The following is a 16,555-nucleotide window of genomic DNA, read 5'->3' as shown; positions in this document are numbered from 1 at the left end:
GCATAAAAGAAACCCCGCCGAGCGATCGGCGGGGTTTCTTCGTTGCGTCGGAAGGCTTCAGGCGAAGGCTACTTCGCCTTGCCGAGCTTGATGCCCTTTTCCGGGCTGGTGACCTTCTTGCCATCGACGGTGATTGCATAGGCGCCCTTGTCGCCGCGCGTGACGGCGATGGCGACGTCGCGGCCATCGATTGCCACCTTGGCTTCGAACCCGTTCCAGTGGTCAGGCAGAGCCGGATTGACGAAGAGCTGGCTGCCCTTGCGGCTGATGCCGAGCAGGCCCTCGACGGCGAAGCGATAGAGCCAGCCGGCCGAGCCCGTGTACCAAGTCCAGCCACCACGGCCGACATAGGCCTCGCCACCGTAGATATCGGCAGCGACGGCGTAGGGTTCGACGCGGTAGCGTTCGGCGGCCTCTGGATCCAGTGCATGGTTGATCGGGTTGAGCAGGCCGAACACGCGCCATGCGTCGCTGTTACGGCCGGCCTTTGCCAGCGCCAGACCCAGCCAGATCGCGGCATGGGTATACTGGCCACCGTTTTCGCGCACGCCCGGCGGATAGGCCTTGATGTAGCCTGGATCGACCGGCGCCTTGTCGAAAGGCGGAGTGAACAGGCGGACAATGCCGCCTTCATCATCGATGAGCTTGGCGACGGCCGCATCAAGCGCCTTTTCGATATGGTCGGGATGCCCCATGCCCGAGAGAACGCTCCAGGACTGCGCGATCGAATCGATGCGGCATTCCAGGGACGCGTCCGAGCCGAGCGGGGTGCCGTCATCGAAATAGCCGCGGCGATAGTATTCGCCATCCCAGCCGGCCGTTTCGAGCGCTGTCGTTAGCGTCTGGATATGTGCTGCCCAGCGTTCGCTGCGGGCGGTATCATTGCGCGTTTCGGCATAGGGCAGGAATGCCTTCAGCGTGGCGGCGAGGAACCAGCCGAGCCAGACGCTTTCGCCCTGACCCTTGGCGCCGACGCGGTTCATGCCGTCGTTCCAGTCGCCGCCGAGGATCAGCGGCAGGTTATGCTCGCCGGTGCGGGCGATCGCCAGATCGAGGGCGCGGGCGGCATGTTCGTAGAGATCAGCCTGTTCTTCCGAACGGGTCGGCTGGAAGAAGGAATCGTGCTGCGACAGGCGCAGTTCCGGCCCTTCGATGAAGGCGATCTTTTCGTCCAGAATTGCCTTGTCACCCGTCGTGGAGACATACTGGTCGATGGCATAGGCCAGCCACACGACATCGTCGGAGATATGCGTGCGCACGCCAGCTTCGGTTTGCGGCAACCACCAATGCTGGACGTCGCCTTCGATGAACTGGCGGGCGGCGGCATTGAGGATCTGCTTGCGGGCCAAGGCCGGCTGCTGGAGCAGGAAGGCCAGCGTGTCCTGCAACTGGTCACGGAAGCCGAAAGCGCCACTTGCCTGGTAGAAACCGGCACGGGCGAAGATGCGGCAGGCCAGTGCCTGGTAGGGCAGCCAGCGATTGACGAGATGGTCGAAGGCCTTGTCGCCGGTCGAGACCTGCAACTGGCCGGTAAAGCCGTTCCAGAACGTTCGATTGGCTTCCAGCACGCTGTCGAAATCGACGCTACGCATGGTGTTGACCAATGCCGTTGCCTTTTCGGCGGTATCGGTCTCTCCGAGCAGGAAGGTCAGGTCACGCTGCTGGCCGGGGCCGATCTCGATGTCGAAGGCGAGTGCCGCGCACGGATCGCTTTCGGTATCGATGGAACCGGAAAGCCTGGACATCCGGGCCAAGGCCTGCGGCAGCTTGATCGTGCCGTGACGGCCGATGAATTCGCGGCGGCTGGACGTGTGGCCGACCGGTACCGAGGGACCGGCGAGGAAGGCAAAACGACCAGGATAGTTGATGTCGAACGGATTGCTCGCCAGAAGCGCGCCCGTGTGCTCGTCATAGGTCGAGAGTACGAAGGGGGCGGTCTTCTGGGCATTGTTGCCGAGAACCCATTCCGCATAGCCGTAGACGCGGAACGTCCGCGTTTCCGTGCCCGTGTTGCGCAGGACAAGCCGCGAAAGCTTCACCGGACGCTCGCGATCGACCGTCTGGGTGAGTTCGATGTCGAGATCGCCGTGATGGCTAGCGAAGATCGAGTATCCATGGCCATGCCGTGTCTCAAAGCGCGCGTCGTTGTCCTGATTCAGCGCACTGACGGGCGCATAGGTACGACCGCTTTCGAGATCTGCAACATAGAAGGCCTCGCCCGGACGGTTGGTGACGGGATCATTGGTCCACGGGGTCAACTGGTAGTCGCGGGAGTTCTGGCTCCAGGTGAAGCCGGCGCCTTCCGCGGCCACATGGAAGCCGAACTGCTCGTTGGTGATGACATTGATCCACGGCTGCGGCGTGGCAGCGCCGGCCGCCAGGCGGACGACATATTCACTGCCGTCCCTGGCGAAGCCACCGAAGCCGTTCCAGAAATCGAGATCGCTGCCATCGGGGGTCTTTGCCGTCGTCTCGGTCGCTGCCAGCAGGGTAGGGGTGACGCCGATCCATTCGGGTTCGGCACCTTCCGGTGCACGGGGCGTGGCAAACAGCGAAACGGCGCGATTGACCTGGTCTACGATCTTGCCGTTGCGGGCATGCAGCACGACGCGGGCCGCGCCAAGCAGGGCCTGGGTTGCTGTTTCGTCGTTGAGATCGTTGCGTACCGTGAAGACATGCTGGCGACCGGCGCCGTCCGGCAGACGGTGGCGCAGGTTCTCCGCCAATTGGTCCAGGGCGTGCTGCATATCCTGGGCATAGGACGTGGCGCGTTCGTTGACGATTGCCAGGTCGATCACGAGGCCGCGGCGGCGCAGATATTCGAGCGCGCTCAATGCTTCGCGGGCGATCTCGATGTCCATGTCGTCGTTGATGCGCAGGGCAAAGATCGGGAAGTCGCCGGAGATTGCCATGGGCCAGAGTGTGGACTGGGAACGCAGGCCGGTGCGCACGGTCTCCGGGTCGGCCCGCAGATGGGTGTCGGGATAGACCAGATAGCGACCGAGATGCTGGAAGGCTGCGGCCTGCTGCGAGGTGATGCCAATATGGCGCAACTCGACCTGTACACGGGTCCAGGCGTGGATCAGTTCATGGCTGAAGGCATCCGGGTGGCGGTAGCGGTCGATCGCCTTGTCGATCTCCTCGCGGTTTGGGGCAGCGATCGTCCAGAAGATCACCGAGACCTTCTTGCCGGCGGGGACACGAACGACGCGGCGCAGGCTGAGGATCGGATCGAGCGTGTAGCCATCGGTACCCGAGAGCGTGGCACCCGGATCGAAGGCGGCGGCTTCGGCGAGGCTGCGACCGCGACCGAGGAAGGCGCGGCGATCGGTTTCGAATTCGGTCGGGCGGCCCGGTCCGGCATTGTCGACGATCAGGTGGGCGACGCAGATATCGGGATCGTCCGGGCTGCGCTTGTTGCGCTCGGCGCGGATGACGTCGCCGCGCTTGCCGATCTCGGTCTTGACGAACATGCGCGAGAACAGCGGATGGGCATTGTCGGCATCGTCGTAGCCGAGCACCGGCTCGAGATAGGACGTGACTTCGATGAAGCGGTCTTCGGTGCCGGTGTTGAGGATCGTCAGGCGACGGCCTTCGGCGTCATGCTCGGTTGCCACGATGCATTCGACCGTGGTCGAGATCTCGCCGACCGTCTTGAAGAACTCGGCCTTGTCGTCGCCGAAGATGACCTTGGATTTTTCCTCTTCGGCGCGACGGGGCGTTGCCGTGGCCGACCACCACTGGCTGGATGCCGTGTCGCGCAAGAAGATGAAGGTGCCCCAGCGATCCTCTGTCGGATCGGCCTTCCAGCGGGAAACGGACTGGCCGTTCCAGCGCGAGAAACCGGAACCGGTCGCCGTCAGCATCACCGAATAGTGGCCGTTGGACAGGAAGGCCACTTCGCGGTCCTTGGAGGCCGGATCGTTGATGGTGCGGATTTCGGCGCGCAGCAGGTCGGCCTGGCCCTTGCCGGGGGTCTGCGGCTCGTATTTGGCGCTCATCACCGGGATTTCGCGCGGTGCCTTTTCCTGCAGCAGCAGTTCGGCCGCCTCGATGACCGGGTCGGCGTGGAAGAGTGCGCGCAGGCGGCCGTTGAAGGCGACGTTGGCGACGGCTGCGATCGACATGCCATGGTGGTGGGCATAGTAGTTATACACCACCGCGCATTTCTTGCCGTCCGGCAGGCGGGTCGGGGTGAAGTCCACGGCGTCATGGAAGCCATAGGCACCGAGGGCACCGAGCTTGCGCAGGCGCTGAAGATTTTCCAGCGATGCTTCCGGATAATACTGGCTGGCGAGGATCGAGGCATAGGGCGCGATGACGGCGTTCTGGCCGAGACCGCGCTTGAGGCCCAGCGTCGGAACGCCGAAGTTGGTATACTGGTAGTTCATCTCGTGGTCGCGGGCATTGAAGGCCGCTTCCGAGATACCCCAGGGAATGTTCAGACGCCGGCCATGATTCATCTGCTCCAGGACGACCAGATTGTTCGTCTGGTTCAGGATGCCGCCCTGGCGCTCCTGCATGACGAGCGGCGGCATCAGATATTCGAACATCGAGCCGGACCAGGAGATCAGCGCCGCGCGGGCGCCGATCGGCACGACCTGGCGGCCGAGGCGGTACCAGTGTTCGGTCGGCAGGTCACCCTTGGCAATGGCAAACAGGCTGGTCAAGCGGCATTCGGAGGCCAGAAGGTCGTAGCAGGCTTCGTCGAGTTCACGGCCATCGACACGGTAGCCGATCGACAACAGGCGGCGTTCGGGGCGGAACAGGAAGCTGAAATCCATCGAAAACGCGATGCCACGGGCGCTTTCGCAGAGTTGCGACAGGCGCTGGCGGATCGGATCGATGTTCGACAGGTCGAAGGCCGTATCGGAAATATGGGCCTCGCAGACGGCGACGAGCGATTCCGTCCAGCGGATCACCTCTATGCTCTGGTCGGAGCGGACTTCGTGATGCAGGTTGGCTGCCAGTTTCTGGATGTCGCGGGCAAGCACGGCCAGATTGATGATGCGGATCGAGGCGAACTCATGTTCGCGCTTGACGGCAGCAAGGGCTGTGTTGAAGCCGATGATGCGTTCTTCCAGGCGACGGCGCAGCGGGCGAACGGTCTTGCGGTCGTCCGGGAGGTCAGCAAGAATCTCGAGCAGGATGCCGCCGACATCGCCGATGCCGTCGAGATTGCCCTGAAGATGGGCAGACGGCGCTTCTGCCCATTCCCGACATGCGGATGAGATGGCGATCAGGTGACCGGCGAGATTGCCGCTGTCGACGGCGGAAATGTAACGCGGGCCGAGCGTCTTCAGCGTGTCTGTATGGTACCAGTTGTAGAGGTGGCCGCGATATTTATCCATCCGCTCAACGGTGGCGATGGTCTGCTCCAGCCGTTCGATCGTCTGCTCGAAGCTTAGCCAGCCGAAGTGACGGGCCGAGACGACGGAGAGGAGATAGACGCCGATATTGGTCGGCGAGGTCCGGTGCGCGACGATCGGTTCCGGCGTTTCCTGGAAATTGTCCGGCGGCAGGTAGTTGTCGCCAGCGGTAGTGAAGGTCTCGTAGTAGCGCCAGGTGCGGCGGGCGATCTTGCGCAGCTCGATGGCAACGTGTTCAGGAACTTCCAGGCTGTCTTCGGTCTCGGCAGACTGGCTGACATACCAGGCAAGCAGCGGCGAGAGCACCCAGAGAAACGCGAAGGGCAGGCCGATCAGGTAGCCATAGCCGCCGGGAAGAGCGGCGACGCCGACCGACAGGACCGCGAGGATCGGGGCATGACGCATCGAGCCATAGTAGGAGCCGATGGAGCCCTGGGCAGCCGACTGCACGCTCGAGGCAGTGCGCCATTCCAGAAGCAGCTTGCGGCTGACCGTCATGCGGTAGATCGAACGGGCGATGGCATCGGCCATCATGCAGGCCTGATCGGCAATGAAGACGATGCGCAACGCGACCTGGGCATTGATCGAGCGAATTTCCGACCAGAGTGTCTGGAAGTGGGCGGCCGGAACGATATCGGTCTGGCGCGGCACGATGCCGGAGAGGAGCGAGAGTGTCGGCGCGACGAACAGGCTGAAGATCAGGACGAGCTGCCAGATGGTGGCGCCGACCGGATCCATCGTCGCCCATCCGAGAACCGAAGCCATGAACCAGGCGATCGGTGTGAGCGAGCGGCGCAGGTTGTCGATCATCTTCCAGCGGGCCAGTGCCGTGATGCCACGCGCCGGATCGCCGATATAGGAGAGGAGCTGCCAGTCGCCACGGGCCCAGCGATGCTGGCGGGAGATCTCGACTTCGTAACGCGTCGGGAAGTCCTCGACCAGTTCGACATCGGTGACGAGCGCGCAACGGGCCATCGAGCCTTCAAGCAGGTCGTGACTGAGCACGGTGTTTTCATCGATGCGCCCCTTCAGCGAGCGCTCGAAGGCATCGACGTGATAGAGGCCCTTGCCGGTGAACGAACCTTCACCGGTAATGTCCTGGTAGACGTCGGATACGGTGAAGACATAGGGGTCCACGCCGCGGTTCATCGAGAAGATTCGCTGGAAGACCGAGGCATCCTTGCCGGTGGTCAGGGACGGCGTGACGCGAGGCTGCAACACCCCGTAACCGCTGATCACGCGGCCCGACTTTTCATCGTGGACCGGACGGTTGATCGGGTGGTGCATCTTGCCGACGAGCTTGGTGACGGCGTCGCGCATCAGGCGGGTGTCTGCGTCGAGCGTCATCACATACTGGACGTTCTCGGGCACCATGTTTGCACCCGGCAAATACGACGTGTCACGGTCGCCGCGCAGCAACAGGTTCAGTTCGTGCAGTTTGCCGCGCTTGCGCTCCCAGCCCATCCAGGCGCCTTCGGCCGGATTGTAGAGGCGGCGGCGATGTAGCAGGTAGAAACGGGTCTTGCCATCGGTTGCGTAGCGGGCGCTCAGTTGCGCCACCTCGCGCTTGGCATAGTCCAGCACCTCGAGATCAGCGATCGTTTCTTCGATCTGGCTATCCTTCCAGTCGCTGAGCAGCGAGAAATAGATCTCGCCATGCGGATTGGTCAGATAGTGGACTTCCAGATTACGGATCAGTTCATCGACATCGTCGCGCTTGGAAATCAGGCAGGGTACGACCACAAGGGTACGTGCGTCCGCCGGAATTCCGTCCTTGAACTCGTAGCCGGTCAGGCGGGTCGGCTTGACGAAGAACGTGACCAGCGTGTTGAACAGGCCTGTCGCGCCTTCGGAGACGGGCAGCGAGACCATGGCGAGGAGCAGCAGGATCAGCGGTGTCGAGAGGCCGGCGAGCACCAGGAAGTGTCCGATGACCCAAAGTGCGGCGATCGTCAGGCCGATGACCGGAATGGTGATCGACAGCCAGTTCAGTCGCTTGATCGCATCGACGATGATGCGCGACAGCGGGCGGCTGTAGCCGATCGCCTCTTCGAGTTCCAGCCGACGCGTGCCGACGAAATAGCTTCCGACATCCAGCACGTCACCGGTCGCTCGCGCATTTTCCGTCGCCAGATCGATCGCGGTCTGGGCGATTTCGATCTCGGTGCGCTCGGAACGGCGTGCGAGCTTTTCAATGGTGTTGCGATAGGCGTTTCGCGAACCGAAATCGAGTTCGCGGTAGTCGGTATGCTGGCCGAGAATCTTGTCGACATGGCAGACTTCCTCGACCCAGACCGACCATTCCTTGTCGTCGATCTCGCGCAGGCCGCGGACGATGTTGCCCATCGTGACATTGCCGGACGACAGGCGGTTGTGCTCGGCGTCCATCGCTTCCTGGGCGGTGCGGCCGGCGGCTTCCAAGCGGTCTTCCAGCCAGGTGACGGCAAAGCTGGTGTTCTGCGAGCCGTTGCGCAGGCGGTAGAGGAACTGGGTGGCGAAGGTATTGTCGTCGGCCAGCGGTTCGATCTGGCGCAGATATTCCGCGGCGGTGACCGGGTCGTTCAGGCGAACGATCTCGTCCGCGACTTCGTTGGCCTTGCGGCGCATTCGGCGCGAGCGATCCACGCGGGTGGCAATGCGGCGCAGATTTTCGACGAGAACGAAGCGAACGATCGATGGCAGCGCCCAGAGTTCACCGATCTCGAGCGTCTGGTGTAACTGGAAGCCCTCGACCAGTGCGGTCATGCTTTCCTGCGAGACGGTCGAATGGGTATGGGCGACATAGAGCCATGCCATCGCCATGGTGCGTGGGATTTCGCGATTGCCGATCTTCATCGTCGGCAGTTGCCGATAGAATTTCTTCGGGAAGTCGCGCCGGACTTCCTGGATCGCCTCTTCGATGACGTAGTGGTTGTCGAGCAGCCATTCCGCCGCCGGCGTGATCGTGGCGCCGGCCTCGACATCGGCTGCCGTCGCCCGGTAGACGCGCAGGATTTCCCGCTCGTTTTCCTTGTGGCGGGCAAAAAAGTCGAAATCAGTCAGACTGGGCAACTCGTTGGCGCCGTCGCGCGCGAGGGCTGCCGCACTTTCGTGCAACTCCTCGATCGTGAAATAGGCAGCTCTGATCGAGTCGTTGTGATCGATCTGTTTGGTTTCGAGGTCGCGCGACGGGACATGCAGCGTCATGGGATGAATTGGATCTCGGGTTGTCTGTTAAAGAATGCTGTCAGGGCGTGCCTTAACCGCGGGTCTTCCTGGGGCGTTGGCTTTGCACAATTTCTGGCGTCTATTCAACAATTGAAGCAGAAAAAGGCTGCAATGCGACGTGGTGCCGGCAAGTAAACTGGTCTGGGCGGATATGCTTTCGAGCCTTGGCTGGGAGAATTGGCTTTTTATGCCTTATTTCAAGGCAGTAGCCAAGGGGGCCGGCCACAGGCATTGATCTGTGCCAGAGCATGGATTTTTGTGCGTCCCCATCGCGGAAACCGTCCGACCGGTCGGCTCAGGCGGCGTCGGCGGCCAGAGTGCGCGCGAGCTTGACCATGCGGTCCGCAGCTTCCGCGAGCGTTTCGTCCGATACGGTCAAGGAGATCCGGATCAGGTGTCGCGCCGCCTCGCCAAAGGAAGAGCCTGGCATGACCGCGACATGTTGTTCCTCCAACAGACGCGCGGCAAATTCATAGCCTGTGAGGCCGGTCGCGCTGACATCAACGACAATGAACATCCCGCCTTCCGGCATGACCGGTCTCAGGGTGCTGATCGACTTCAGGCGGTTCGCCATCAGCCTGGCGCGCCGCTCGTAGTTTGTCCGCATGATGGATGCGGTTTCGATCGGCTGCGTCAATGCCATGGCCGTCATGTCGGCAATGAAGGGCTGGACGCCGAACAGCATTGTTTCGGACACCGGCAAAAGACGATCGCAGAATTCGGACGGGCCGACGGCCCAGCCGCTGCGGAAGCCCGGTGCGGCGTGAGATTTCGAGATCGAGGATACCACGATGGTGCGCTCGGCAAGATCGGGATTGTCAAAGGGCGAGGCGAAAGTCGAGCCGGAGGCCTGGCCGAAGGTCAGCTCCTCATAGACTTCGTCGCAGACGATCCACAGGTCATGGCGGCGACAGAGTTCGCCGATGGTGGCGATTTCTTCCGATGTCAGCACCGCCCCGGTGGGATTGTGCGGCGTGTTGAGGAGTAGAACGCGGCTGCCCGGCGTGATGGCCGCCTCAAGATCGGCGGCGTTCAGGTGGAAGCGGTTCTCCACCTTGAGTTCGACCGGGGAAATCTTCGCCCCGCTCGATGCTATCAGGCCTTCGTAGGTTGCATAATAGGGATCGCCGACCAGGACTTCATCACCTGCGTCCAGCAGTCCCATGAGAACGACGAACAACGCGGACTGGGTGCCCGGAAAGCAAAGAACGTTCCGCTCGGTTATGCCCTGCCGGCGCCTGGAATATTTCTCGACAAGCGCGGTGACCACGGAAGCTTCGCCGCGTCCGTTTGAGTAGCGGGTGCGCCCGGCATGGAGCGCGCGGGTGCATTCGGCCAGCAAAGCCGGATCGGGCGGCAGATCCGGTTCGCCGATGGTCAGCTGGATCACCGGTATGCCTTCCGCCGCTTTCCGGCGAGCTTCGATGTGAATGGCCCATTTGCCAGAGCCAAGGCCGGCCAGTCGTTCGGTGATCGAGGCATAACGCATTGGGTCTTTGTCCGTTGTCAGGCCGATGCCGGCGTGTTTTTCAAGAATGGGCCACCGAGCAGGGCTTCGACCGCGTCGATTGCAATCTGCTCAAGGCTCTGGTCAGCGAACAGGTCGCTGGCCAGGGAGGATTCCAGCCACAGGCCGTCGATCAATCCGTTCATTGCGATGGCGAGCTTGTGGCATTCATCCGGTTCCGGGCGGCGGCCCTGTGCGTCGAGAACGGCGTAGATCAGGGTTTCCAGGATGCCGAGGAAAGTCAGGTAGTTTTCCCGATGGATACGAGCGAATTCGTCGTCGGAACGGACGCGGCTGATGAAGGCAGCCCAGAGCGACAGGGCCTTGGAGTCGGCAATCGGCGGGCTGACATTGGCGATGATGAAGCGTCGCAAACGGTTGTGCGGATCGGTGTCCACCTCGCCGAGTGCTGCCACGGCCGTCTCGGTCATGTTCGCGAGCACTTCGCGATATGCTGCCTGCAGCATCTGGTCCTTGCCGGCAAAATAGTGGCGGATCAACCCGCCCGTGACCCCGGCGCGTGCCGCGATGTCGCGCACCGTCGCCCCCTCGAGCCCATGTTCGGAAATACTGTCGAGGGTCGCGGCGATAAGATCCGTGCGCCGCTCTGCCTCACCGGCCCGATGAAAGCTGCGTCTCGTCATGCGGCCCTCCCGGACGTCTGGCCGCGCATGCAGCGGGCGGTTTGCTGAGAAGCGCGACCGTTTTCGCGCCAGTACTAATTATACAGCCGAATAACAAGCGAACAAGCAGAAACGCACTTATGTGGTCGGCTGATCGGCCCATCAGGCCCGCATCAATCGCCGTTCGCCAAGAATGATGATGATGCCGGCGCTGGCGATCAGCAGGGCGCCGACAATCACGTTGTTGCCGGGAATGTCGCCCCAGATGGCATAGCCGAGAACGAAGGCCCAGATCAGCGCGGTGTATTCGAACGGGGCGATGACAGAGATCGGCGCGCGCCGCATGCCTTCGAAGAAGGCGAGTTGACCGATGCCGCCCATCACGCCGACCGCAAGCAGCAGCAACAAGGCCGGACTATCGGGCGATACCCACGCGCTCAGGGCCATGGGCGCGGTCAGGACCAGGAAAAAGAAGTTGGTGACGGTCATCTGGACGATGGTTCGGGCGCCCATCGCCGTGCGGCGCAGGAGCACGGTGGCGAAGGCCCATAGGCAGGCCGCGAGGAGGGCCAGATAGACGGGCCACTCTATCGTCATGCCCGTGGGGTCGGTTGCGATGACCACGCCGACAAAGCCGATGCCGACCGCCAGCCAGCGCGGCAAAGTGACGTGTTCGCCGAGCATTGGGATCGACAGCAGGATCGCGACGACCGGGGCGGCGAAATAAAGCGTGGTGATATCGGCAAGCGGGAGAAACTTGGCGGCGTTGAAATAACAGAGCCAGGCGGCCAGGAGGATGAAGCTGCGGATCAGCAAGGGTTTTATAACCGGCGATGCGACGGTCTCGCGCAGGTGTTCCTTGCCGCCCATGGCGAAACACCCCACCAGGATGGTCAGACTTCGGCAGAACAGGATCTGCCAGACGGTCGTCGTCTCAACCAACAGCTTGATCATGCCGTCATGCACTGAAAACAGGAAATAGGCGAAGCTGGTCAACAGGATGCCGGCGCCGATGGCGGTCTTCACAATGGTAGCCTTTCAGGGATGGATGCCGCCACGCGGGTGAGGCGTGACGCGGATGCCATCTCATGGGTTGTCGCGCGGGTGTCAACCGCGAAATCCTGCGACTGGTGCAAACATGTTCGACGGAAACAAAATGTGAGACTTTAAACCGCTTTCGAGATTGCTGTTTAAATCGATTAAATTAAATTGCCGGCCGACTGCAGAGGAGTGCTTCACAATGAATATTGGCAATATCGCTGCCTTGGCCCAGGCTCCGGCGCCATTGATCACCCGCGAAAGAGCGGCGGTATCGCTGCTGTTTTTCCTCAACGGCATGGTGATCGGTGCCTGGGTTCCAAAAATTCCGCTGTTTGCCAGTGCATTGTCGCTGTCGGAGTCCGCGCTTGGCATGATGATCTTCGCCTTTGGCGTCGGCTCGCTGGTGCTCATGCCGATCGCCGGCATGCAGATCGCGCGTTTCGGGTCGAGCGCCGTGGTCAAGGTGACGACGCTGCTGTTCATTCCGACCATCGTTCTGGTTACGCTCTCCAGCAGCGTCTGGTCCGGGGCCATCGCCATCTTCCTCTTCGGCGGCCTGACTGGCGCCATGGATGTGGCGATGAATGCCAACGCAGTCGAGGTCGAGCGCAAGATGCGCCGTTCGATCATGTCGTCCTGCCATGCGTTCTGGAGCCTCGGTGGCCTGGTTGGTTCTGCAACGGGCGGCATTCTGATCGCGGCTATCGGCGCGACCGGCCATGTCCTGCTGCTTGCAGCCGTCTGCCTTGCCCTGTTCCTGGTGGCCCTGCCGATGATCCAGCCGGATGCGCCGCATGCGAGCGAAAAGGCTGCCGGCGGCAAGCTGCCGCTGACGCCGCTTCCGTGGCTGATCGGTCTGATGGCGCTTTTCTCCATGGTGCCGGAAGGAACCGTGCTCGACTGGAGCGCGCTTTACCTGCGCAACGAACTCGGCGCGTCGACCGCCTTTTCGGGCTTTGCGTTTGCTGCCTTCTCACTGACCATGGCGACCCTTCGCTTTGCCGGTGACTTTGTCCGCGATCGCTTCGGTGCGGTGAGGACAATGCGTTTTTGCGCGGTCGCTGCCTTTGTCGGCCTGATCCTTGCCGGGCAGGCGCCCAATGTCACCGTGGCGCTGATCGGCTTTGCGATCGCCGGGGTCGGTATTTCCAATCTGGTGCCGATCGCATTTTCCGCGGGCGGCAATGTGCCCGGATTGGCGCCGGGCATCGGTCTGTCCGTGGTCACGACGATGGGTTATTCAGGCATCCTGTTTGCCCCCTCGCTGATCGGCTTCATTGCCGAGCATACGTCGCTGTCGAACGTCTACACCGCAATCTCCGCCCTCTTGCTGGTGGTGCTCGCCCTGTCCGGCCTCGCCCGGCATGCGGATCGTGTCCAGGGCGACTAAACGAGGCGAACCTCATGCGACAAGGGCAGGCGCCGATGGCGCTTGCCGGTGAGTGCAAAGATGGCGTTGGCAAGGGCCGGCATGACGGGAGGTGTTCCCGGTTCACCGGCGCCGCCCATACGCTTCGAATTTTCCAGCAATTCGACGGAGATGGCCGGGCACTGGTTGATGCGCAGGGCATCGTAGTCGTGGAAGTTCGATTGCTGCACCACTCCGTCGGCAAAGGTGATTTCCTGGCCGATGGCGGCTGAAAGGCCGTAGAGAATGCCTGACATCATCTGTGCCTTGAAGTTCAAGGGATCGAGCACGATACCGGGATCCGCGGCGCAGAAGACCTTGGTCACTGCGATCGCGCCGTTCCTGTCCGCCACTTCCACCACCTCCGCGACCCAGGTGCCGAAGGACAGCGCGAATGCCATGCCGCGCGCCTGACCTTTCGGGAGCGGCGTTGACCATTCCGACATTTCCGCAACCTTGTCGATCACGCCGAGCGCTGCCGGATGGGCGCCAAGCAATTCACGGCGAAGGGCGAGCGGGTCCTGGCCGCCGGCATGGGCGATCTCGTCGATGAAGCTTTCGTGCATGAAGGTGTTGAAGGAATAGCCGACGGATCGCCAGAAGCCGACCGGTACGGCGAGGTCTACCTTGCGGCCGTCGATACGGTAATTCTCGATGGCGTAAGGTTGGTTGTAGGCGCCGTCGAGCAGGGAATTGTCAGGCCCGCCGATGGGTAAGGATGGAAAATAACGGCCGAGCGCGCTGGCGATCACCGAAGGCGAGGCGACGGAACCGATGACGGCCTTCGGCTTGCCGTCCTGGTCGAGCACGGCCTTGTATCGCGATTTCGCCATCGGACGATATGGTCCATGGGTCATGTCCTCCTCGCGGGTCCAGACGAGCTTGATCGGGCGGCCTTTCATGCGCTGGGCGATGCGGATGGCGTAGTCGGCATAGTCGGGTTCGATGCGGCGTCCGAAGCCACCGCCGAGAAAGGTGGTGTGCACCTTGATCCTGTCATGATCGAAGCCTGTGATACGCGAGGCGACATACTGGATGATCGTCGGTCCCTGATTGGGCGCCCAGATTTCGACACCTGTGTCCGTGACGAGCGCCGTCGCGTTCATCGGCTCCATGGTCGCGTGGGACAGATAGGGTACGTGATATTCGGCTTCGACGAGGCTTTCGCGCGACGCATCTGCGAAGACCAGGTCCGGATCACCCAGGGTGCGAAGCGAGAAGCTTTCCGTGCCGTCGAGGGCGGCTGTGTGAAGGGCCTCCATTTCGGCGGTCGAGGACGGTATCGGGCCGTTGTCCCATTCGACGGAGATCGCCTCGGCGGCCTTGAAGGCGCGCCAGGTATTGTCGGCGATGACGGCAATGCCCTGTCCATAAGGGCTGTCGATGGCAATCACCTGCTTGACGCCCGGCATGGTGCGGGCCGGATCACCGTTGAAGCTCCTGACCCGGCCGCCTGGACTGGGGTTGATGCGCACGGTCGCATAGAGCATGCCCGGCAGGTCGACATCGACGCCGAAGATGGGCGCACCGGTCACCTTGGCGAGCATATCCTTGCGTGGCTGTGGCTTGCCGAGGATGGTCCAGTCGCTCCGGGGCTTGAGCTTGGCTTCGACCTTGCCGGAGAATTTTGCTGCATCGCGTGCGAGTTCGCCGTAGGTGGCGCTGCGGCCGCTGGCCGTATGGAGGACCGTGCCGGCTTCGGTTCCCAAGCTGCCGGTTTCGACGCGCCAGCGCTGCGCGGCTGCGGCCTTCAAGGCTTCGCGCGCGGCAGCACCCGCGTGGCGCAGCTTGTCGAAGTGGTCGATCATCGAACTCGATCCGCCGGTAAACTGGATTGAGACCAGTTTCGCCACGACGCCGAGCGCACCGCGAAGGCTTTCTGCAACGAGTCCGTCTTCAAACTGTGGCAGGGGTGCGCCTTCGCGCATCGCGGCGGCGTTGAAATAGGCAACGGATGCGGGACCATGCTCGATGGTGACCTGGTCCAGCGTCACATCCAGTTCCTCCGCGAGCAGGGCGGCCAATGTCGTATAGCTGCCCTGGCCCATCTCGGCGCGCGGAGCGATGATCGTGATGCGGTTGTCGGTTGCGATCTTGAGAAAGGGATTGAAAGTCGCCTCTCCCTCGGCGAGATCCTGTTCCAGCGGATTTTCAGGCTGCGCCGAATACCGATAGTAGCCGAAGGCGACGCCGCCGGTGACCGCGACAGCACCGAAGAGAAACGCACGTCTGGTGATGGTGCCAATGCTTGACATGCTCACGCTCCCGCCAGTTCGCCGGCTGCGCGATGGATGGCGGCGCGGATCCGGGGATAGGTGCCACAACGACAGAGATTGCCTGTCATCGCGGTATCAATGTCGTCATCGGTGGGGCTGGGATTGGCTTCGAGCAAAGCCACGGCACTCATGATCTGGCCGGCCTGACAGTAGCCGCATTGAGCAACCTGCTCATCCATCCAGGCCTTCTGGATAGGGTGGAGGCCTGCGGCATCGGTCAGACCGTCGATGGTGCGTACGGGGGCAATGACATCACCGACAAGGGTCTGGCAGGAGCGCACTGCTTCTCCCTCGATGATCACCGTGCAGGCGCCGCAAAGGCCGGCGCCGCAGCCGAATTTTGGACCCTTGATGTTGAGGATGTCCCTGAGCGCCCAGAGCAGCGGCATGTCGGGCTCGACTTCGATCGCGTGGGATGTGCCATTGACGATGATGTTCACGAATGCCTCCGGCTCGACTATAAGGGTGCTGCAACAAGGATATTTGACATAGTGACAAAAAATGTCAAAACGTCAATAATGGATGATACAAAGACGGACCAGCGACGCGCAATCGTTCTGCGGGAGGCTTTCAATGCCTTCACGAACTATGGCTTCAAACGCACGACGATGGACGATATCGCACGGGCTGCTGGTATCTCACGGCCCGCGCTTTATCTGGTCTATCGCAACAAGGCGCACATCTTCCGCGCCTGCATGTTGTCGATGATGGGCGACATGCGCACACGTGTTGCGGCCAGTTTTGCGGGAGAGGCGGACATCGTTCGCAAGATCGAGCAGGCCCTGGACGAGGGTATTCTCCGGCCGCACCGCGAGATTTCCGCCACCACGCATGGTGCCGAAATCTTCGACACCAGCCATGAGTTCGCGGCCGACCTGTTTCTGGACTGGATGCAGACCATGGAAGAGGAAATCGCCAGGGGCCTGGAGGCGGAAGCGCGCGCGGGACACATCACATTCACGTCAGCGCTTTCGCCTGCGACGGTTGCCTCCTTGATGCTGGACGCGGTCGAGGGCATGAAGAGCCGTAATTCCGACATGGATCTGGTGGCAGAGAAAATCCGGCATCTGGTCGCGCTGATGATTGGTCCCTTGATCCGCTAGGCTTGGCATGGATTGCCGACG

General features: G+C 62.1%; 8 protein-coding genes. 2 read left to right on the top strand and 6 right to left on the bottom strand.

What is annotated here, in order from left to right:
* Nucleotides 1-68: 68 nt before the first annotated feature.
* The 4 genes from IM739_RS01860 to IM739_RS01845 form a co-directional block, all read right to left on the bottom strand.
* Complete coding sequence (locus IM739_RS01860; protein ID WP_237369570.1) at nt 69-8,555, bottom strand: GH36-type glycosyl hydrolase domain-containing protein; 8,487 nt, start codon at nt 8,553-8,555, stop codon at nt 69-71.
* Nucleotides 8,556-8,871: 316 nt separating this feature from the next.
* The gene (locus tag IM739_RS01855; RefSeq protein WP_237369569.1) at nt 8,872-10,065 is read right to left on the bottom strand and encodes a pyridoxal phosphate-dependent aminotransferase; all 1,194 of its coding nucleotides are present in this window, start codon (nt 10,063-10,065) and stop codon (nt 8,872-8,874) included.
* Between the two features lie 17 nt (nt 10,066-10,082).
* Nucleotides 10,083-10,727 (bottom strand): TetR family transcriptional regulator C-terminal domain-containing protein, encoded by a 645-nt coding sequence (locus IM739_RS01850; RefSeq protein WP_237369568.1) that lies wholly within the window; start codon nt 10,725-10,727, stop codon nt 10,083-10,085.
* Nucleotides 10,728-10,868: 141 nt separating this feature from the next.
* Nucleotides 10,869-11,732 carry a DMT family transporter gene (locus IM739_RS01845; protein WP_237369567.1) on the bottom strand — a complete coding sequence of 288 codons (864 nt, stop codon included), beginning with the start codon at nt 11,730-11,732 and terminating at the stop codon, nt 10,869-10,871.
* A gap of 214 nt (nt 11,733-11,946) precedes the next feature.
* Here IM739_RS01845 and IM739_RS01840 point away from each other — a divergent pair, with 214 nt between their 5' ends.
* Nucleotides 11,947-13,137 carry an MFS transporter gene (locus IM739_RS01840; RefSeq protein WP_237369566.1) on the top strand — a complete coding sequence of 397 codons (1,191 nt, stop codon included), beginning with the start codon at nt 11,947-11,949 and terminating at the stop codon, nt 13,135-13,137.
* Here the strand turns inward: IM739_RS01840 and IM739_RS01835 are convergent.
* Nucleotides 13,134-15,410 (bottom strand): xanthine dehydrogenase family protein molybdopterin-binding subunit, encoded by a 2,277-nt coding sequence (locus IM739_RS01835; protein ID WP_237369565.1) that lies wholly within the window; start codon nt 15,408-15,410, stop codon nt 13,134-13,136. The two genes, IM739_RS01840 and IM739_RS01835, sit on opposite strands and share 4 nt — an antisense overlap.
* Before the next feature lie 2 nt (nt 15,411-15,412).
* Nucleotides 15,413-15,871 carry a (2Fe-2S)-binding protein gene (locus tag IM739_RS01830; RefSeq protein ID WP_272911326.1) on the bottom strand — a complete coding sequence of 153 codons (459 nt, stop codon included), beginning with the start codon at nt 15,869-15,871 and terminating at the stop codon, nt 15,413-15,415.
* 78 nt (nt 15,872-15,949) lie between these two features.
* Here IM739_RS01830 and IM739_RS01825 point away from each other — a divergent pair, with 78 nt between their 5' ends.
* Nucleotides 15,950-16,534, top strand: coding sequence for a TetR/AcrR family transcriptional regulator (locus IM739_RS01825; protein ID WP_237369564.1), 585 nt, complete (start codon nt 15,950-15,952; stop codon nt 16,532-16,534).
* Nucleotides 16,535-16,555 lie beyond the last annotated feature (21 nt).

The sequence above is a fragment of the Rhizobium sp. SL42 genome, from assembly GCF_021729845.1.
In the GTDB taxonomy this organism is placed as follows: Bacteria; Pseudomonadota; Alphaproteobacteria; order Rhizobiales; family Rhizobiaceae; genus Allorhizobium.
Note: the sequence above shows the minus strand (reverse complement) of the source record. Positions and strands in the feature narration are given on the sequence as shown.

Excerpts from the sequence above, each read along its gene's own strand:
- IM739_RS01860 (WP_237369570.1), bottom strand. The coding sequence starts at position 8,555 with ATGACGCTGCATGTCCCGTCGCGCGACCTCGAAACCAAACAGATCGAT.
- IM739_RS01855 (WP_237369569.1), bottom strand. The coding sequence starts at position 10,065 with ATGCGTTATGCCTCGATCACCGAACGACTGGCCGGCCTTGGCTCTGGC.
- IM739_RS01850 (WP_237369568.1), bottom strand. The coding sequence starts at position 10,727 with ATGACGAGACGCAGCTTTCATCGGGCCGGTGAGGCAGAGCGGCGCACG.
- IM739_RS01840 (WP_237369566.1), top strand. The coding sequence starts at position 11,947 with ATGAATATTGGCAATATCGCTGCCTTGGCCCAGGCTCCGGCGCCATTG.
- IM739_RS01835 (WP_237369565.1), bottom strand. The coding sequence starts at position 15,410 with ATGTCAAGCATTGGCACCATCACCAGACGTGCGTTTCTCTTCGGTGCT.
- IM739_RS01825 (WP_237369564.1), top strand. The coding sequence starts at position 15,950 with ATGGATGATACAAAGACGGACCAGCGACGCGCAATCGTTCTGCGGGAG.